Below are 19,264 nucleotides of genomic sequence, written 5' to 3' on the forward strand. Positions count from 1 at the left end.
CATGGAAACACGACAATTGCGTTACTTTCTTGCCGTAGCCGAGGCATTGCACTTCCGTCACGCCGCTGAGATTCTGCATTTGTCGCAGCCCTCGCTCAGCCATCAAATCCGCCAGATCGAGCAGGAGCTGGGCGCGCAGTTGTTTGAGCGCACCAAGCGCAGTGTGCGGCTGACGGCCGCTGGCGAAGCGCTGGTTCCTCATGCCCGCGCCATCCTGCGTGGGTTGAGCGAAGCCGTGCATGAGGTGCAGCGCACCTCCCGTGGTCTGGCTGGCGAAATCAAGATTGGGCTGGTCAGCACGGCCATGATGGGCGTGCTACCGCATGCGCTGCATGCTCTGCAAAGCTCAACGCCGGGTGTGACCGTGCAACTGAAGGAGAGCGACCCGCACGAGCAGATCCATGGGCTGCTTGAAGAAAAGATCGACGTTGGCTTCATGCACGGAGCGCTGGAGGAACAGGTTCTTTCTTCCATGGTCGTGCAGCGCGATGTGCTGATGGTCGCGGTTCCTGATGCGCTGGCCGGGGAAGAGTGCATTGATTTGGGCCGCCACACGGACCTGACTTCGATCATGCCCTCGCCATTTACTGCATTCGGCTTTTTTAATCACGTGCACAGGGCATATGAAATGGCTGGGGGGCAGCCGCAACGTTTTCTCTATACCAATCTGATCATCAGCTCGGTACATTTGGTTTCGGCAGGCATGGGAATCGCCCTGATTCCTTCCTCTTTCCAGAGTGTGAAGCTGGAGGGCGTACACTATCGGCCGCTGCTCCAGACACCGCCCCCGGCGGAACTGAAAGCGGTTTGGCGCAAGGACTCTTCCTCTCTGATCCTGCGGCGTTTTTTGAATCTGCTCAAAAAGGAAAGCCTGGCCCGCAACGCCGCGGAAGATGTGGCAGCGTGCCGCGAAACGCCTACTCTTTAATATCCTCACCCCAGCGCTGGAAGCCGGGCATTTCTATATCGAACAGGTCGAGCATCTTGCCGATGATGTGGCGAGTCATCTCCTGCACGCTGGTCGGACGCTGATAGCAGGTAATCACTGGCGGCACCAGAATTGCGCCTGCCTCTGCAGCCAGCATCATGTTGCGCAGGTGGATTTTGCTCAGGGGCGTTTCGCGCGGGGCCAGCACCAGGCGGCGCTGTTCCTTCAGCATCACATCGGCGGCGCGTAGCAGCAGGTTCTCAGAAAATCCGTTGGCCACTCCGGCCAGCGTCTTCATGCTGCAAGGCGCAATGATCATGCCTGCGGTGCGGAATGAGCCGCTGGCAATGCTGGCGCCAATGTCGGCGATGGGATGCACATGGGTGGCCATCGCCTCGACTTCGGCAACCGAGTATTGCGTCTCTGACAAGATGGTGCGCCGCGCCCCAGAGCTGAGAATCAGGTGTGTCTCCCATTCCGGCAGTTGTTGCAGGGTGGCAAGAAGTTCAATTCCCAGCAAGGCTCCGCTGGCTCCGCTGATTCCAATGATCATTCGCTTTTTGTGCACGTTTCCCTCAGTCGCTGCCAGCTCCGGAGCGATTATGCCTATTCTCCCATAGGCAGAAAAAATGTCTAATTCTTTTTGCTCGATGGATTGATTGCAGCCATCTATCAGGAGCCAATGCAGGAAAGCATCTCTCTGAAGATGAGCAACTGCTCGCGAACGAGGAGCTTGCAGGGGAAATGTGATGGCTCGCACGTGTGATCGATGAAAACGATCAATCACGCACCGAAGAAGTATTGGACTCTGTTCGTAATGCAGGAAAACAATAGGGTTGATTTTGATTGCATATTTGCGAATGAGGTGATCCATCATGAGCACGGTTCCAGAATCCTCGAACTCCAGTGCTTCGGTACAGGTAACAGATCTGCGTTCGGCGTTGAAGCTGCTGGAGACCATCCCCGGCCAGTTGCTGCGCACCGAACATCCGGTTGACCCCAATGCGGAACTGGCTGGCGTTTATCGTCACGTTGGCGCAGGCTGCCCGGTTCTTCCCCCCACAAAAATCGGCCCCGCCATGCTCTTCGAAAACATCAAGGGCTATCCCGGAGCGCGCATTGTTACCGGCGTGATGGCTTCCCGCCAGCGTGTAGCGCATCTGTTCGGCACCACTCCGGAAAAGGTTACCTTCAAGCTGACCGAAGCCATTGACAAGCAGATTCCCCCTGTTGTCACCACGGCTCCGGCACCCTGTCAGCAGGTGGTCTACAAAGACAACATCGACATCCTCAAGGTGATTCCTGCACCCACCAATACGCCGGAAGACGCCGGCCCGTTCTTCACCATGGGCCTGATTCGCGCCCATGACCCCGAAACCGGCAAGTCGGATGTGACCATCCATCGCCTCTGCGTGCAGGGCAAGGATGAGATCAGCGTCTTCTTCGCTCCCGGCCGTCACATCGACGCCTTCCGTGAGAAAGCTGAAAAGCTCGGCAAGCCCCTGCCGATCACCATCAACATTGGACTCGATCCGGCGGTTTACATCGCCGCCTGCTTTGAGCCGCCGACGACGCCGACTGGCTGCGACGAACTGGCTCTGGCCGGTGGATGGCGTGGCAAGGCCATCGAACTGGTCAAGGCTGTTTCGGTGGATGAGTACTCCATCGCCAACGCCGAAGTCGTCATCGAGGGCGAGATTCTGCCCAACGTGCGCGTCCGCGAAGACCAAAACAGCAACACCGGCCACGCCATGCCGGAGTTCCCTGGCTACAACGGCCCGGCCAACCCCGCGCTGAAGCTGATCAAGGTCAAGGCCATCACCACCCGCAAGAACCCCATTCTTGAGACGGTTTCAGGACCGGGCGAAGAGCATGTGAACCTGGCCGGTATTCCTACCGAAGCCAGCATCTTCCACATGGTGGAGCAGGCCATGCCGGGTCGCTTGCAGAATGTCTACGCTCACAGTTCGGGCGGCGGCAAATTCCTTGCGGTTCTGCAGTTCAAGAAGTCGATTCCCGCCGATGAAGGCCGTCAGCGTCAGGCTGCATTGATTGCGCTGGCTGTCTACTCAGAGCTGAAGAACGTGATTGTGGTCGATGAGGATGTTGACATCTTCGATACCAATGACGTGCTTTGGGCGATGCAGACCCGCTATCAGGGCAACAAGAGCACCATCTTCATTCCGGGTGTCATCGGTCACGTGCTCGATCCTTCACAGGATGCCAGCTACTCGAACGAGATCATCCAGCGTGGTACCACCTGCAAGACCATCTTTGATTGCACTGTGCCCTGGCCCGTGAAGGATCACTTCAAGCGCGCGCAATTCCTCGACGTGGATCTGGCGCCGTTCCTGGTGCCCTCTACCAAGCCTCTCGATCTGTAGGCCTGTAACTTCAGGGCGGTGTTTTCTCGTAGAGGAACACCGCTTTGTAGCGCTGCGCGCGCTCGCGTCCTGAACAAGACAGCGGGCAAAGAATGGAAAGGATTTTTAGGCCGTATGGGCAAATTCAAAAAAGAAATTGGAGCTTTGCTCGGTGTTGCCGTATGCCTTGGCATCTGGTTCGCGCCTCTGGCTAACCTGCCGGACGCGGGCAAGCATTGCCTGGCGCTGAGTCTTCTAGCGGTTGTATGGTGGGCGTTCAGTGTTGTGCAGCCCGGTTACACTTCGCTGATTCTTCTGGTCCTCTGGGTGCTGACGAACACTGCGCCCGCGCCCGTGGTCTTCCGGCTTTGGACTTCGCCGATGATGTATCTGGTGATTGGCGGCTATCTGATTGCCGCAGCCGTCGAAAGCTCGGGACTGGGCAAGCGTCTGGCGTATAACTTTGCGCTGAGCTTTATCTCAAGTTATCGCCGCATGATCGCTGCCTGTTACATTCTGGGCTTTGTCCTCAGCATCATGATTCCGCATCCGTGGCCCCGTTCATTCATGATCATGGCAGTGATGACGATCATCATCCGCTCGGCCAAGCTCGAAAAAAAGTATGCAGTGCAGGTTGGTCTGACGGCCTTCGCCTCCTCATGCCCAACCTCGATGATTCTGCTGACCGGCGACAGCACGCTGAACGTGGTGGCGATGAACTTTGCCGGTGTTGAAGCCAGCTGGCTGAAGTGGCTGCTCTACATGGGCGTGCCGGGTGTCATCACCAGCGTACTGCTCTTCCTGATCCAGATCTGGCTCTTCCCGGGTCCGAAGGACTTTGTCGTCGACAAGCAGGAATTCCGTGATTTGCTCGCCAAGATGGGACCGATTTCGCGCAATGAGATTGTGACGATCTTCTGGATTGTGGTGGCGATTGGCTTCTGGATGACCGACTTCATTCATCACGTGCATCCGGGCTGGGTGGCCATCTGCGCAGCGCTGGCTCTGACGTTGCCCCGCGTGGGTGGCGTGCTTAAGCCAAGCGACTGGAGCAAGGTCAGCCTGGGAACGCTGTTCTTCCTGACGGCGGCTCTGGGCATTGGCACGGTGGGCGGTGTGACGGGTATGAACAAGTGGATCGCGGCTACGCTTCTGCCGGCCCACGTTCCTACCAACATTTTCGTCTTCGCCTTGTTCATTGCAGCCTTCGCCATGGTGATTCACCTGGTGCTTGGCAGCGTACTCGCGGTGATGGGTATTGTGACGCCGGCGGTGCTGGCCTATACCACCGGTTCGGGCATCAGCCCCATCGTGGTTTCGCTGTTGGTCTACACGGTGGTCAATCAGCACTACCTGCTGCCCTTCCACAACATGGCTTTGCTGGTGGGCGAGGGAGAAGACGCGGGTGGCTATAGCGCTGCGGACGTCTTCAAACTCGGCTTGCCGGTGACGGTGCTGGTCTTTGTTGTGGCACTTTGCGTGGAAATTCCTTACTGGAAGCTGATCGGATTAATCCAGTAGGGCTGCTGCCTGTTGCGATCCCGCCTGGGGATTTCCTCCCAGGCGAGATCGCAAAGCTGCAGGCATTGGGCAGATTGCCCGGCGTGAAGAAGACGGAATCGAATTCACAACAACGATAAAGAGGCAGGCTGCCTGCGATACGGCCACCACACATGATTCGGTAGGCCGGGTGCGTTCAACAGGGGAAGCCGGTTCCAGAGCGCGAGTTCTGCTGCACGTGGAATCAGGAAAGCCTTGTCTTAAAAACGACGCAACAGGACCACAGATCCATTTTTCGGAGGATGCAATGCAACGTATTTCGGTGATTTCATTTTTGGCAGCCGGCGCATGTTTCTGCATGCTGGCGGCGCCGCACACAGCGATGGCGCAGCAATCGCCCGTCGAGACGACCGCGAATCTGCAACCCACGCCGCTCAAGACCACCGTGTTAATCCAGCCTGCCGGAGTGCCGGTGGCGACCGGACCGAATGGAGAAGGTCTGTTGCCCAATGCGCTGGGTTGGAACAAGCTGGAGAAAAAGACCCGCATCATCGACGAGTACTACGTCGAGCTAGGACTGAGCACGAACAACAACATCGAGAAGGGCGATTCTTCGACAGGAAATGCCGCCTACTCCGGCGATGGAAACGGTGCCGTGGCCACGCCTTCCGATGCGGACACATTGTCGATTGAGCAGATCGAGCAGTTCCTGCATCGCAACGACAAGAGCAACATTGTTTCCGGCATTACGCCGACGCCGGCGCCGATGTACAAGCACTTCGATTGGGGCTTTTTGTCCGATACGGTCTATGGCCGTTCCCCCAAGGGCTGCCTGATGACGGGCTTCGATGCCAACTGGGCGATGAACCCGAGCCCTACCAACGACGCGGCAAATCGCTACATGTATCTTTGCGAGCCGAATGCCTTCGTCACGCTGTACTTCCCAATCTTCAAGGGTGTCTCGCTGCAGTTAGGCCGTATGGATGACCTGATTGCCATCGACGAGGTTCCGCCAGCCGCGCAGTGGAGCCCGAACATCTTCTACTCGAAGTCCTACGGCTTTTATCGTGATATGACGGTGGTAGGTTCGCGCATCGATGCCAACATTTTCCATAACAACAAAATGGGCTATCTGATGGGAGAGTTCGGCGTCAACAACGGCAACAAGACGGCGCACTCGCTCAACGGCAATCTGAACTACGTCTATGCGCTGCGCTATGCTTCGCCGAAGATGCGCACGGAAGTTGCCTATACGGGCCGCGTGGGCATGGGCAACATCAAGGCGAATGCCGGTTGCTCGATCACCTCGTGCTCGATGCAGGTCAAGCCGGTTTGGGCCAGCGATGACCAGGACAACTATCACCTCTATTCACCCAACGCACAGCGCTCGTTTGAAAACGGTCTGAAGGTGGTGGAGAACGTTACCCCTCGCCTGAAGATCACCGCGTTGATGCAGTACGGCAAGCAGTTTGGCGATGGCAAGGCAAGCACGATCGCGGTCTATAGCCCGGCGGTGGTCAGCTCGACTTCCTACGCGCTGGATATGTCGATTTGCGACATTCCGCATCCGGCCCAGACGCCTTACTGTCGCGCCGGCTTCACGGGAGCTTCCTTCCTGAGCTATGAGGGCATGGCGACCTACACGATCAAGCCCAACAAGCTGACGACCTCTTTGCGCCTGGAAGAGTTCCGCAATCCGGATGGCTTCTTTGGCCAGCCCGTCTTCTCGGTTGCTTCGAACACCTACAACACCGATGCCTACAAGGGCAATCCTCCCAACTGGGGCGGCGTCAAGGGTGCCTTCAATGAGACGACGGCGGGTGTGAACTACAACCCGGCGCGCGCGCTGCGTCTGCGTCCCGAGATTCGCTACGACTGGCAGAGCGGCAACTACATCAACAATGCCTTTGGCCGCAGCAATCCGAATGGCAAGACGTCCAGTTCACAGGTGACCGCGAGCATCGATGCGATCATCTCGTTCTAGTGTTCTGAGTCTGAAATCCTCATCAAATTTCAGACTGTCCTCCTGAGCGACCGCAGGGAGTCGAAGGATCTGCGGTTGCTTTTTGCCTCTGCATCCATGAACTTTGGTCCCAAAGGCACATCAACTTCCGCGGAAGATCCTTGAAGGACAGCCACAGATCTTGCGACTCCATTTGGTCATAAAACCGGTCAAACTTTGCTCAAGAGGACAGAACAATTACGAAGCGAACTTTGGACCCAGGACACTAGCTCGTAGCTTCACTTTGTAAGAATGCAACGATATGTTGCACAGCCTGTCCGCTAACAAACGGGCAGGCTGTTTTTTGTTCTCTGCTCTCTGTCGTTGTCAGCCGAGCGACAGCCCGCCATCCACGGCCAGAATCTGGCCGGTGATGAAGGCCGGGCCGGTGGCGAAAAAGAGCACGGCAGCGGCAATCTCTTCGGGCTGCGCATTGCGGCGCATGGGCGTCTTCTGGGCAAAGTGTTCCAGCAGGCTGGCCTCGCGCTCGTCCATACTTACAAAACCTGGACTCACAAAACCGGGAGCCACGCAGTTCACACTGACCGCAGGGGCAAAGCCTTTGGCCATGGCCTGGGTAAGCATGTGCAGCGCGGCCTTGGCGGCGCAGTAGTGGGCGTGCGTGGCCCAGGGGCGCATGCCGCCCAGCGAGCCGATGTTTACAATGCGACCGCTGGCAGAGCGCAAGAGTGGCAGAGCCTCGCGGCTGACCAGGAACGGACCCCGCGCGTTGGTCGCAAAGACCTCGTCCCAGGCTTCCAGTGAAAGCTCATCGAGTTTGGCCGTTTGGTAGACGGCGGCATTATTCACCAGCAGATCGAGGCGGCCAAAGTCATCCCGGACAGAAATAAGAGTAGAGCGGACAGAGTCTTCCGAGCGCACGTCACAGTGCAGGGCCAGCGAGCGGCGGCCGAGGGCGGTAATCGCCGCGGCGGTCTCTTCGGCTTCGTTCTGTGAGTTTAGGTAGGTAAAGGCGACGTCGAAGCCGGCCCGGGCCAGCTCAAGCGCCAGCACGCGGCCGATGCGCTTTGCTCCACCGGTAACCAGCGCGGTTTTTGCTTCCTGAGCCATTGCACTCCTACGCAAAAAGGCCGCCGCAAAAAATCAGCGGCGGCCCGGGAAGGGAAATCTACTTGCTGGGCGTTGCGGGCTTGCTGCTGTCGGCCGGAGCGGTGGTTTCCGCGTCCTTCGGCTTGCTGGTCGTATTCGTCATGCTGCTGGACTGGGTGTGGCCAGTCTGGTACACAGAATACTGCTCACCGGGGCGCTTCAGACGAATCTCGAAGCTCAGATCGGACTTGTCGACCTTGAAGTCCTGGCCTTCGGTCTGGAAGCCACGAGCGATCACCTGCAGGCGAACCGTGTCGCCCACCGGAATCACGTCGATGACGGCCTTGCCATCTTCGTTGGTCTTCAGCTCCATGATGCCTTTGTCCTTGTCACCCTCAATAGGGTGAAAGATGACGGCGGCATTTTCGATGGGCTTACCGTTGATGTCGCGCAGTACCACGACCTCGATGCGCGCAGCCGAAGGCGGCACCTTGTATTTGCGCGAACGCTGAATGGAGCTGTCCTGCTGGGCATTGAGCAGTCCGGCAGAGAGGCCGAGGACGGCGACCAAGAGAGCGAGATGGAAATAGTATCTGCGGAGCATAATGTTGATCTTATCTCCTTGGACGCAGTTGCGGCGAGTCCGGAAGCAGAGGGCCGCACTTTCCTGCAGTCAGCCTGGATTCAGCCCATTCCCCGCAGATTTTTCAGCCTCCTCCCCGACGCTCTCCCGTCATCCCTATATTGAATAAACGTTTATTTTCAATAAGATGATCGTTCTTTCGAAGTCATGCAGAGAATAATTCACAGATCTGTAAAACTATCTTAGTCAAATGCACTCATATTTTCATCTTCCCCTCTTGACAAAGCGTTGTTCCGCTCCGTATCGTTAGCAATTGAAGAGCGAGAGTGCTAGCGCACTGCCGGTTTGACTGCTATAGTCCCCGGTTTTCTGCAGGAAATCGCGATTCGTGACTTTGAGAATGTAACCCAATCCCGCGTTTCGGCTTAGCCGACGCGGACTTGAAGGAGAAACAGGCAATGGCATCTGTGACGACGACTTTCACGCCCCTCCACGACCGCATCCTGGTCCGCCGGGTGGAAGAGACCGAGACCGTTCGTGGCGGCATCATCATCCCCGATAGCGCCAAGGAAAAGCCCCAGGAAGGCGAAGTAATTGCCGTGGGTAAGGGCAAGTCCAACGATGAAGGCAAGGTTTTCCCGCTCGATGTCAAGGCAGGCGATCGCGTCCTGTTTGGCAAGTATTCGGGTACCGAGATCAAGATCGACGGTGAAGAGTTCTTGATCATGCGCGAGGAAGAAGTCCTCGGCATCGTCAAGAAGTAGTTTCTGAGCCTCTAGCTACTAGCTTCCAGCTGCTAGCTGAGTGCTCAAGTGCCAACATAGAAGTCCCTGGTCGCGACAGTGACCAAAAGCTAGTGGCTAGAAGCTAGCGGCTAGCAGCTCATCAGGAGATTAAGAAAATGGCAAAGCAGATTCTGCACGGTGAAGATTCCCGTCAGGCTATTCTTCGCGGCGTGAACACTCTGGCCGACGCGGTGAAGACCACCCTTGGCCCCAAGGGCCGCAACGTTGTCATCGAGAAGAAGTTCGGTTCGCCGACGATCACCAAGGACGGCGTGACCGTGGCCAAAGAGATCGAGCTGCAGGACGCCCTTGAGAACGTGGGCGCACAGCTGGTGAAGGAAGTTGCCTCGAAGACCTCGGACATCGCCGGTGACGGCACCACGACCGCCACGGTTCTGGCCCAGGCCATCTACCGTGAAGGCGTCAAGACGGTTGCTGCCGGCGCCAACCCGACCGCTCTCAAGCGCGGTATCGACAAGGCCGTCATCGCCATCAACGGCGCTCTTGATGCCATCTCCAAGCCGGTCAGCGATGACAAGGTCGCCCAGGTGGGCACCATCAGCGCCAACGGCGACACGGAAATCGGCGAGATCATCGCCGAGGCCGTGAAGGTTGTCGGCAAGGACGGCGTGATCACCATCGAAGAGTCCAAGACCATGCACACCGGTCTGGAAACTGTCGACGGCATGCAGTTCGACCGCGGCTACCTGAGCCCCTATTTCGTCACCGATGCCGAGCGCCTGGAAGTTATCCTGGAAGATCCCTACATCCTGATCTACGAGAAGAAGATCAGTGCCATGAAGGATCTGCTGCCGGTTCTCGAGCAGGTTGCCCGCTCCGGCAAGCCGCTTGTGATCATCGCCGAGGACGTTGAGGGCGAAGCCCTGGCGACGCTCGTTGTGAACAAGCTGCGTGGCACGCTGAACGTGGCCGCCGTCAAGGCTCCTGGCTTTGGCGATCGCCGCAAGGCCATCCTGGGCGACATTGCCATCCTCACCGGCGGCAAGGCCATCACGGAAGACCTGGGCATCAAGCTCGAAGGCGTCAAGCTGGAAGACCTCGGCAGCGCCAAGCGCATCACCATCGACAAGGACAACACCACGATCGTTGACGGCGCAGGCAAGGCCAGCGACATCGAGGGCCGCGTCAAGGAGATCCGTTCGCAGATCGAGAAGACCACCTCGGATTACGATCGCGAGAAGCTGCAGGAGCGCCTCGCCAAGCTGGTTGGCGGCGTTGCCATCATCAAGGTTGGCGCAGCCACCGAGACCGAGCTGAAGGAGAAGAAGGCTCGCGTTGAGGATGCTCTGCACGCAACCCGTGCGGCTGTTGAGTCCGGCATCGTCCCGGGCGGCGGCGTGGCCCTGCTGCGCACTGCTCCCGCGGTCGACAAGCTGATCGAGAGCCTGGAAGGCGACGAGAAGACCGGCGCCAAGATCATTCGCCGCTCCATCGAAGAGCCCCTGCGCCAGATCATCGCCAATGCCGGCGAAGAGGGCGCGGTCATCGTGGCCAAGGTTCTGGAGTCGAAGGACCCCTACTACGGCTACAACGCTGCCACCAGCGAGTTCGAAGACCTGGTCAAGGCCGGCGTCATCGATCCCACCAAGGTGACTCGTACGGCTCTGCAGAACGCGGCTTCGATTGCCGGTCTGCTGCTGACCACTGAAGCCCTGATCGTCGAGATCCCCGAGCCCAAGTCTGCTGCACCGGCTCCGGGTCATGGCGACATGGGCGGCATGTACTAGGACTTGCCGTCCAGGCAACGTTCTGTCAGCGAAATTGGTAACCGCAGCAATGCGGGGTAGAATAACGAGTGGAAGAGTCCGGCTTTGGCCGGGCTCTTCTTTTTTTGTCTGCAAATACCTGCCACAGAGCAACTTCTACCTTACTGGGCAGGCAATTCTTACGCTCTGCGTAAAAGTTACATAGCAAAAGGCTTCCTCTGTTAGCTGTGGATTTCTCCTTAAGTTGTTGTTGCGAATGGAGTTGTTGCATGTGGAACACTTTGGCACGGCGGGTGCTCTTAGTAAGGGCGAAACTGCAAACCGCATCGGATCAAGCAGGCTGGTTCGATGCAGAGGAAAGAGGAATGACGATGAAGAGCACGCAAATCGCAATGGCATTGGCAATGGCGGCAGTGGTCAGCATGGGCGCAACCGGATGCGCCACCAAGAAGTATGTACGCAACCAGAACGCTCCGCTGATCGACCACGAAAAGCAGCTGGACGATAAGGTGGACGCGAACGGCAAGCATATTAATGATGTGGACCAGAGCGCGCAGAACGGCATCAAGGAAGCCAAGGACTCGGCCGAATTTGCCAGCCAGTCCGCCAAGGACGCCGGTGGCAAGGCCGACGCAGCCCAGACGACCGCCAATGACGCCGTGCATCGTGTAGACGCGCTGGAGAGCGTGGTCAAGGGACTGGACAGCTACAAGTCGGTGGATAGCCTGACGGTCTACTTTGGCCTGAGCAAGGACGTGCTGAGCGCCGAGGACAAGTCCCAACTGGACGCCTTTGCCGCCAAGATCGCTCAGAGTGGCTACATTCTGGAAGTAACCGGCGGAACCGACGCCAGCGGCTCGGCCGAGGCCAACTATCAGCTCAGCCAGCGTCGCGCCAATGCTGTAGTGGCCTATCTGGTGGCCAAGCACAACATTCCCGCTCACCGCTTCTATCTGATCGGCATTGGCAAGGACAAGGAAGTGGCCTCCAACAAGAGCGCTGCCGGTCGCAAGCAGAACCGTCGTGTGACGATCGAGCTGCTGTCGAACTCCGTCGCCAAGTAACGGATCCGGTTCCTTCACAAGACACAAGGGCAGACTCCAGTTGGGTCTGCCCTTGTGTCTTGCCGTCCTCTTCTAAAGAGGAAGGCCGGAACACACTTCGATGCCCCTCGCGCTGGCGGCCAGCTTTTTCTGAATGTTCAATTCTTAGACATACAAAACGGGAGGAGCGCAAAACTGCACGCATTCCTACACAAAAGTGCGATCTTTTTTTCAGAATAGGTCAGGGATAAATCTATTCAGTGCCGATATGGCATGGGTCAAGGATCTTCATATGCCCTGTAGAAGGTGATTATGGATCCAGTTTTTGGGACGTACGATTATCGGTATGTTGCGCTTTCTGTGTTGGTTGCAATTGCAACATTCTACACGGCAATGACGTTTACCGAGAACATCGTTCTTGATCGCAAAGGAAAGCAGCTCTGGCTGTTCGGTGGGGCGTGCGCGATTGGAAGCGGCATCTGGTGCATGCACTGCACCAGCATTCTGGCATACCGGCTTCCAATTCCGGTCTACTGCCATTTGCCGTCCATGGCCTTCTCCCTGCTGGTGGCGGTTCTTACTTCTTGGGGAATGCTCTCCCTGGTTTGTCGTCGCCGCAAGAGGTTGCGGCACATCCTTGCAGGTAGCGTGCTGATGGGTGCGGGAATCGTTGGGATGCACTTTAGCGCAATGGCTGCCCTGCGTCTTCAGGCAAGTTACAGCTATCGGCCAGAGCTGCTGATTTTGTGGCTCTGCGTGGCGATCACTTCAATTTATCTCTGCCTGAAATATATGTTTTTTTATCGGAAGAAACAGTATCACTGGGCGGTAAAGATGGGTTTTGTTGTGGCTCTAGGGATGACCGCATCTGTTGTGTACTACGCGGGAATGTCCGCGGTCCGTTTCGTGAGCACGCCGGCCTTGCCGGATTTGTCCAATTCGATCGGAATGACAATGCTGACAATTTCTGCCGTCGTCCTGGCCACGATCCTGGGGCTTGGATTTGTGGTTGCCGCCACCTTGGTAAGCCGGAAACTCAGCGCGGAAAAAACAAAACTCGGCGAGGAACGTTCCGTCCTGCGCGCACTCATTGACAACATGCCGGATTACATCTACGTCAAGGACCTGGAGAGTCGGTTTGTCTTTGCCAATCCGTATGTGGCGCACGATATGGGGGCTGAGAAACCGGAAGCGCTCTACGGGAAGACGGATCATGATTTCTATGCTCCAGAGATCGCGGATTCTTTTCTCCGGGAAGAGCAGAATCTGCTTCGTACCGGAGAGCCCCTCAAGAACATTGAAGAAAGAGCCGTCGACCGCGCAGGGAATGAGATTTATATCCTCACGACCAAGGTCCCGCTGCGCAATGACAAAGGGGAGATGTTCGGGTTTGCCGGGATCGGCCGCAATGTGACCGCGTTCAAGAAGATGGAAAAAGCCTTGCGCGAGGCTGAAGTGAAGTATCGCGGACTCTTTGACCAGGCAAATTTCGGCATCTTTCAAAGCACTCCGGATGGTGCGCTGTTGCACGTCAATCAAGCCATGGTGTCAACCTTTGGCTACGAATCGATTGAGGAAATGGTTACCAGCATTACCGACATTGGCTGCCAACTTTTCGCCGACGATAAGCGTGGAATTGAATTCATGCTGACCATGGACCGGGTGGGTGGCGTTAGAAACTTTGAGTGCGAGATGAACTGCAAGGATGGCAACAGAATCTGGACCAACATGAGCATTTGCGCCGTCCGCGAGAAGAACGCCATTGTGCGCTATGAGGGCATGTGTGACGACATTACGGAACGGGTCCAGTTGCGGGAACAGCTGCTGCAGGCGCAGAAGCTTGAAGCCGTGGGACAGCTTGCCGCCGGCATCGCCCATGAGATTAATACTCCCATTCAGTACATCGGAGACAACGTTCAGTTTTTGCAGGAAGTCTTTGTTGAGTTGAATGGACTGATCAAGCAATACGAACAACTGTTTCTGGATGCCGAGGACGTTCCAAGTTGTGCCAAACGCGTCGGTGAGATCAGGGAGGCGCAAGAGAGCATCGACACGGAATATCTACTGGAGGAAATTCCCAAGGCCATCTTTCAAACCAAGGAAGGAGTTATGCGTGTTGCCACGCTGGTCAATGCGATGAAGGAATTTTCTCATCCGGGAAGGAATGAAAAGACGCCGCTGGACCTGAACCGGGCCATCGAAAATACAATCACGGTCGCCCGCAACGAATGGAAGTTTGTGGCGGATGTGGAAACGGATTTCGATCCGGCTCTGCCGCCGGTTCACTGTCATCCGGGCGAATTCAATCAGGTGATGTTGAATCTGATTGTCAATGCTGCCCAGGCGATCGCCAATGTGGTCAAACGCACTCCGGGCGAGAAGGGGAAAATTACGGTACGAACGAAATGCTGCGCGGGCCGGGCGGAAATCAGTGTCGAAGATACAGGCACAGGCATTCCGGAAAGCATTCGTTCGCGCATCTTCGACCCCTTCTTTACGACCAAAGAGATCGGCAAGGGGACAGGGCAAGGGCTATCGATTGCCCGTTCCATCATCGTGAACCGGCATGGCGGAAACATCTTTTTTGAAACAAGCGAAGGGAAAGGCACCTGCTTTATTGTCAGTCTTCCGCTTGAAAATATCACCAGCACCCCCAAAGGAGTCGCCGCATGAAGCGCATCCTGTTTGTAGACGACGAAGCGAATATTCTGGAGGGATTGCGGCGCACATTTCGCGCGGCGCGTGACCGCTGGGAGATGCAGTTTGTGGTGGGCGCGGAAGAAGCGTTGCGGGCCTTTGAGGCTGGCACCTTCGACGTGATTGTCTCGGATATGCGCATGCCGGGAATGGATGGCGCCACACTGCTGGAGATCATTCGTGATCGTTATCCCGATACCGCGCGCATCGTCTTGTCCGGATACTCGGAAGAAGTCTTGTCCATGCATATTCTGGCGGTGGCGCACCGCTGCCTGTCCAAGCCATGCGATCCGCTGGAACTTCGTGAAGCGATTGAGAATGTGTGCTTGCTGCGGGACGTGCTCAACGCCGACAAAATTCGAAAAATTGTCGGCGGGGTAAGTGAATTGCCCTCGCTTTCCGCTACCTATACCCGCCTGCTCAAAGCTATTCAAAACCCCAAAACTTCGATTGGAGAGGTTGTCACCCTGATCGAAAAAGACGTTGCGATGTCGGCCAAGATTCTGCAGGTAGCCAACAGCGCCTATTTCGGGTTACCCAAAAAGGCTGCCAATCTGCAAGGGGCAGCCATGTATCTTGGCATGGCCACAATCAAGAATCTGATGTTTGCCACCGAGGTATTTCGCGTTTTCACGCCTCATGCCCTGTTGCCTCCAGGCTTCTGCGAAGACCTGCAACTGCACTCCTGCCGGTCTGCGCAGATAGCAGGCGCGTTACCTGTACCCCATGAGATGCGGGACATCGTGTTTATTGCCGCGCTTCTTCACGATAGTGGCAAACTGTTGCTGGCTTCGGCCATGCCAGAGGCGTTCTGCTCGATTCTGAAAGAAAGCAGAGAGCGAAACGTGGATCCATCGGATGTTGAGGAGGAACAGCTCGGAACCACGCATGCGGAAATAGGTGCCTACTTGCTGGGTCTTTGGGGAATTCCGTTTCCGGCTGTTGAGGCGATTGCCCATCATCATCGCCCGACTCGTTATGCGCATGGCACGCTCAGCCAGGCTCCGCTGCTCAATGCAACCGACGCCGTGTACTGCGCAAACCTACTGGCTCATGAAATTGAAGGACATCCGAATGACGATCAAGGAAATGAACTCAGCGAATATGCCCACGCATACCTCGAAGGAAGAGGTTTGCTCCCCTTCTACGCGGACTTTCGCCAAAGAGCAATCCAGGCCGTTGCCCACGCAGATGCAACTAGCCAATTCTGACAATAATGCCCTCGTTGCAGCCGCTGGCTTAGGCGGGCAATGGAATTTCAGCAGCAAGGCCCAGTGCAAGAAGCTCATCGCGAAGCTGGGAAGGGCAGACGTACTGCGCGGCCTTGAGGCCTACGGCGCGGGCAGCTTCGACGTTGACGAGGAGGTCATCGACGAACAGAGTCTCGTTAGCCTGGAGCCCGAGTGCAGCTAACGTGTGCCGATAGATCGCCGGGTCAGGCTTGGCGATCTTCAGCGCATAGCTCCACACTTGCACGTCAAACTCTTCAATCCACGGAAGATGGCGCTTCATGTTGGCCAGAACCCGGTCGCCCATGTTGGATAGAATCGCGGCCTTCAGCCCTTTCTGCTTCAGGCTGCGTTGCCAGTCGAGCATCGGCTGGTTGGTTCCGGTCCACATAGCTGCATCCAGATCCGCAGTTTCGGTAATGCGGGCTTCCTCCAGCGGCAATCCAGCTTCAATAAAGATTTTGTGCCAGTATTCCAGCCCCGTCAGAAAGCCCAGATCGTAGTCGTGGCGATACTTCATATAGAGCGCTTCAGATTCAGCCGTAGATTTGCCAATGCGGCGGAGCAACTCAGCGCGAATTTCGGGTTGAGGCGGACCACTGAGCACCATTCCATAGTCAAAGATCACCGCACGCAGCGCCAAAAGAACCTCCCACGGAAAAACCAATCAATTTGTCCCCGTTGTATCGTGAAAAAGGGGCCTGCTTCTATTGTGCATGATGGAAATTCGCGGCTGGCCTGCCGGAAGTTTCAGGAAAGAAAAGAAAAATGAAATTTTCACACCGTACCGAATGGAATACCGAAGAGAGCCGCCTGGCCGAGGCTCACCGGCTGCGTCAAAAGGCCGGGCTGCCCATCGCCGACCTGACCGCCTCCAACCCGACCCGGTGCGGATTCTCCTATCCCCAGAGCCTGCTGCCCGCCCTGCAGAACGAGGCCGCGCTTGACTACGATCCGCAGCCCCGCGGCCTGCTAGAGGCCCGCAAGTCCGTCTGCAGCTACTATGCCAGCCACGGCGCTCAGCTCAGCCCCGAGCAGATCATCCTGACCACCTCAACGAGTGAGGCTTACAGCTTCCTTTTTCGGCTGCTCTGCGATCCGGGTTGCGAAATTCTGGTGCCCCAGCCGGGCTATCCGCTCTTTGACTATCTGGCCGTGCTCGACGACGTGCGGGTGGTGGGTGTGCCGCTGGTTTACGACCAGGGTTGGCAGATCGACCCCGAGAGTTTTCGCCGGGCCATCACGGAAAAGAGCCGCGCCATCATGCTGGTGCACCCCAACAATCCCACCGGCCACTTTACCAAACCGTGGGAGGCTGAGGAGCTAGGCCAGCTCTGCCGCCAGCACTCGCTTGCGCTCATCGTCGATGAGGTCTTTCTGGACTTTTCCTTTGGCGTGGATGCCAAGAGCTTTGCCGAGGGGCTGGAAGGCGTTTCCGTCTTTGTGGTCAGCGGCATGAGCAAGATCGCCGGTCTGCCCCAGATGAAGTCGGCCTGGATTGCCGCCACGGGACCGCAGAAGGAAGAGGCGCTCGACCGGCTGGAGGTGATTGCAGACACCTTTCTCTCCATGAATGCGCCGGTGCAGTGGGCTCTGCCGCAATGGCTTGAGGCCCGTGGGCAGATTCAGGCGCAGATTCGGGAGCGGGTCCGCCAAAATCTGGCCGTGCTTGACGCAGAGCTGAAGCGGAAGCCCGAGGCGCAACGGCTGGTGGCCGACGGAGGTTGGTATGCCGTGGTGCGCGTCCCTGCCATTGAGCTCGACGAAGAGCGGGTTCTGCGGCTTCTGGAGCAGGGCGTCTGGGTGCATCCAGGCTACTTTTTCGGGATGGCGGAGTCGGGTTGGCTGGTGGTAAGCCTGCTGGGCCCTGTTGAGGAATTTGTAACGGGGGCGAAACTTTTAGTTAACGGAATCTAAACGAATCAAGCGAGTAACATGACGCGGAGACTCCTTCAAGGGATACTTGAAGGAGTCTCCGTAAGTAGTTGATCATTAGAGGTGTCTAAAGATTAAAGATTGTTCCGGACAGATAAGGGTTTTGGCGCCGTTCACGTCCGATGCTCGTCGTGGGGCCGTGCCCACAGATGACCCGGGTTGCATCGGGCAGGGGCAAAAGCTGCTTGCGGATCGACTCCAGCAACTGGGCTGAATTGCCGCCGGGCAGGTCGGTGCGGCCAACGCTGCCAGCAAACAGCGTATCGCCTGCAATCAGCAACTCCTCCTTGACCAGATAAAAGCAGACGCCGCCCTGGGTGTGCCCGGGTGTGAAGAGCACCGTGACGGGCAGGGCATCTGTTCCGACGTTCTGGCCATGGGTCAGAAAGAAGTCGGGTGGTTCGATTGCGGGCGGGGTCATGCCCATCCAGGCGGCTTGCTGGGGCGCTGCCTCCAACAGGGGCAGATCGTTTTCATTCAAATAGATGGGAGCGCCGGTCAGTTTTTTCAGCGCTGCGGCCGCGCCCACATGATCCAGATGAGCGTGGGTGAGTAGGATCTGTTTCACGGCAAGCTTGTGGCTTTCCAGACGTTGATGGATGCGCCGGGCCTCATCGCCGGGATCGAAGACCAGCGCTTCACCGGATTTTTCATCGCCAAGAATTGTGCAGTTTGCGCCCAGAGGGCCAACGGGAAACGAATCAAGAATCATGGACTGATTGTAGAGAGAAGAGTAGAAAAGACAAGGTAAAGAAAAAGATTTCCAGTTCGCTTTTTATTCGCTATAATGCGCCCATGGCTGTTACCCGTCGTCAAAAAGAGATTCTGGACTTTCTTTCCTCCTTTGTGGAGCGGAATGGCTATTCGCCTTCGTTTGAGGAGATTGCGCGGGGCATGGGGTTGAAGAGCCTGGCCACTGTGCACAAGCACATTACCAACCTGGAAAAGAAGGGCATGCTGGACCGCGTGCACAACCGCAGCCGGTCCATTGACCTTCTGCCGCCTGGAGCGCAGACGCGTTCCAGCGCCTGTCTGCCGCTGGCGGGCAAGATCGCGGCTGGGCTGCCGGTGGAGGCCACCGAGATTCCGGAAACCATCTCGCTGCACGACGTGGTGGGGAACCGCGACGTTTTTGCCCTCGAAGTGCGGGGCGACTCCATGCGCGACGAGCACATTATCAACGGCGATTATGTGTTGGTGGAGCGCACGCGTACGGCCCGGCACGGTGAGATTGTGGTGGCGCTGGTGCACGGGGCCGAAACCACGCTCAAACGCTACTTTCCGGAAGGCGCGCTAGTGCGCCTGCAACCAGCCAACTCCGAGATGGACCCCATCTACGTGCCGGCCACGCATGTGGCAATTCAGGGCCGGGTGCTGGGCGTACTGCGCAAATATAAATAGCTTGCGGCCTGCCCTCCATCG

General features: G+C 57.1%; 16 protein-coding genes. 11 read left to right on the forward strand and 5 right to left on the reverse strand.

What is annotated here, in order from left to right; genetic code table 11:
- Window position 1 precedes the first annotated feature (1 nt).
- Complete coding sequence (locus tag ACOBR2_RS08905; protein WP_420239662.1) at window positions 2–928, forward strand: LysR family transcriptional regulator; 927 nt, start codon at window positions 2–4, stop codon at window positions 926–928.
- Here ACOBR2_RS08905 and ACOBR2_RS08910 read toward each other — a convergent pair.
- Window positions 918–1,481 (reverse strand): UbiX family flavin prenyltransferase, encoded by a 564-nt coding sequence (locus ACOBR2_RS08910; RefSeq protein ID WP_420239663.1) that lies wholly within the window; start codon window positions 1,479–1,481, stop codon window positions 918–920. The two genes, ACOBR2_RS08905 and ACOBR2_RS08910, sit on opposite strands and share 11 nt — an antisense overlap.
- A 322-nt stretch (window positions 1,482–1,803) precedes the next feature.
- On the opposite strand from ACOBR2_RS08910, the gene ACOBR2_RS08915 reads away from it, so the two are divergent.
- The 3 genes from ACOBR2_RS08915 (at window position 1,804) to ACOBR2_RS08925 (ending at window position 6,775) form a co-directional block, all read left to right on the forward strand.
- Window positions 1,804–3,312: a UbiD family decarboxylase gene (locus tag ACOBR2_RS08915; RefSeq protein ID WP_420239664.1), complete on the forward strand. Its 1,509-nt coding sequence runs from the start codon at window positions 1,804–1,806 to the stop codon at window positions 3,310–3,312.
- 114 nt (window positions 3,313–3,426) lie between these two features.
- Window positions 3,427–4,812, forward strand: a complete 1,386-nt coding sequence (locus ACOBR2_RS08920) for an SLC13 family permease (protein WP_420239665.1) — start codon at window positions 3,427–3,429, stop codon at window positions 4,810–4,812.
- A 286-nt stretch (window positions 4,813–5,098) separates the two neighbouring features.
- Window positions 5,099–6,775, forward strand: coding sequence for an outer membrane beta-barrel protein (locus ACOBR2_RS08925; protein WP_420239666.1), 1,677 nt, complete (start codon window positions 5,099–5,101; stop codon window positions 6,773–6,775).
- A 345-nt stretch (window positions 6,776–7,120) separates the two neighbouring features.
- On the opposite strand, the gene ACOBR2_RS08930 is transcribed toward ACOBR2_RS08925, so the two are convergent.
- Both ACOBR2_RS08930 and ACOBR2_RS08935 read right to left on the reverse strand, forming a co-directional pair.
- A complete protein-coding gene (locus tag ACOBR2_RS08930; protein ID WP_420239667.1) occupies window positions 7,121–7,864 on the reverse strand; it encodes an SDR family NAD(P)-dependent oxidoreductase in 744 nt (247 codons plus the stop codon).
- 58 nt (window positions 7,865–7,922) lie between these two features.
- On the reverse strand, window positions 7,923–8,447 hold the full coding sequence (locus ACOBR2_RS08935; protein WP_420239668.1) for a carboxypeptidase-like regulatory domain-containing protein: 525 nt from the start codon (window positions 8,445–8,447) through the stop codon (window positions 7,923–7,925).
- A gap of 437 nt (window positions 8,448–8,884) precedes the next feature.
- On the opposite strand from ACOBR2_RS08935, the gene groES reads away from it, so the two are divergent.
- The 5 genes from groES (at window position 8,885) to ACOBR2_RS08960 (ending at window position 15,889) form a co-directional block, all read left to right on the forward strand.
- On the forward strand, window positions 8,885–9,190 hold the full coding sequence (groES, locus tag ACOBR2_RS08940) for a co-chaperone GroES (protein ID WP_420239669.1): 306 nt from the start codon (window positions 8,885–8,887) through the stop codon (window positions 9,188–9,190).
- A gap of 137 nt (window positions 9,191–9,327) precedes the next feature.
- The gene (groL, locus tag ACOBR2_RS08945; protein ID WP_420239670.1) at window positions 9,328–10,959 is read left to right on the forward strand and encodes a chaperonin GroEL; all 1,632 of its coding nucleotides are present in this window, start codon (window positions 9,328–9,330) and stop codon (window positions 10,957–10,959) included.
- A 344-nt stretch (window positions 10,960–11,303) separates the two neighbouring features.
- Window positions 11,304–12,002, forward strand: coding sequence for an OmpA family protein (locus tag ACOBR2_RS08950; RefSeq protein WP_420239671.1), 699 nt, complete (start codon window positions 11,304–11,306; stop codon window positions 12,000–12,002).
- A gap of 291 nt (window positions 12,003–12,293) precedes the next feature.
- Window positions 12,294–14,654 carry a PAS domain S-box protein gene (locus ACOBR2_RS08955; protein ID WP_420239672.1) on the forward strand — a complete coding sequence of 787 codons (2,361 nt, stop codon included), beginning with the start codon at window positions 12,294–12,296 and terminating at the stop codon, window positions 14,652–14,654.
- A complete protein-coding gene (locus ACOBR2_RS08960) occupies window positions 14,651–15,889 on the forward strand; it encodes an HDOD domain-containing protein (protein ID WP_420239673.1) in 1,239 nt (412 codons plus the stop codon). The genes ACOBR2_RS08955 and ACOBR2_RS08960 overlap by 4 nt, the downstream gene beginning before the upstream one ends.
- A 28-nt stretch (window positions 15,890–15,917) precedes the next feature.
- Here ACOBR2_RS08960 and ACOBR2_RS08965 read toward each other — a convergent pair whose 3' ends face one another.
- On the reverse strand, window positions 15,918–16,550 hold the full coding sequence (locus ACOBR2_RS08965; protein WP_420239674.1) for an HAD family hydrolase: 633 nt from the start codon (window positions 16,548–16,550) through the stop codon (window positions 15,918–15,920).
- 125 nt (window positions 16,551–16,675) lie between these two features.
- Between ACOBR2_RS08965 and ACOBR2_RS08970 the strand changes: the two genes are divergently transcribed.
- Window positions 16,676–17,824, forward strand: a complete 1,149-nt coding sequence (locus ACOBR2_RS08970; RefSeq protein ID WP_420239675.1) for a pyridoxal phosphate-dependent aminotransferase — start codon at window positions 16,676–16,678, stop codon at window positions 17,822–17,824.
- 85 nt (window positions 17,825–17,909) lie between these two features.
- Here ACOBR2_RS08970 and ACOBR2_RS08975 read toward each other — a convergent pair whose 3' ends face one another.
- Window positions 17,910–18,554 carry an MBL fold metallo-hydrolase gene (locus ACOBR2_RS08975; RefSeq protein ID WP_420239676.1) on the reverse strand — a complete coding sequence of 215 codons (645 nt, stop codon included), beginning with the start codon at window positions 18,552–18,554 and terminating at the stop codon, window positions 17,910–17,912.
- Window positions 18,555–18,637: 83 nt separating this feature from the next.
- On the opposite strand from ACOBR2_RS08975, the gene lexA reads away from it, so the two are divergent.
- The gene (gene lexA / locus ACOBR2_RS08980; RefSeq protein ID WP_420239677.1) at window positions 18,638–19,243 is read left to right on the forward strand and encodes a transcriptional repressor LexA; all 606 of its coding nucleotides are present in this window, start codon (window positions 18,638–18,640) and stop codon (window positions 19,241–19,243) included.
- Window positions 19,244–19,264 lie beyond the last annotated feature (21 nt).

It is taken from the genome of Telmatobacter bradus, from assembly GCF_048629425.1.
Lineage (GTDB): Bacteria > Acidobacteriota > Terriglobia > Terriglobales > Acidobacteriaceae > Telmatobacter > Telmatobacter bradus.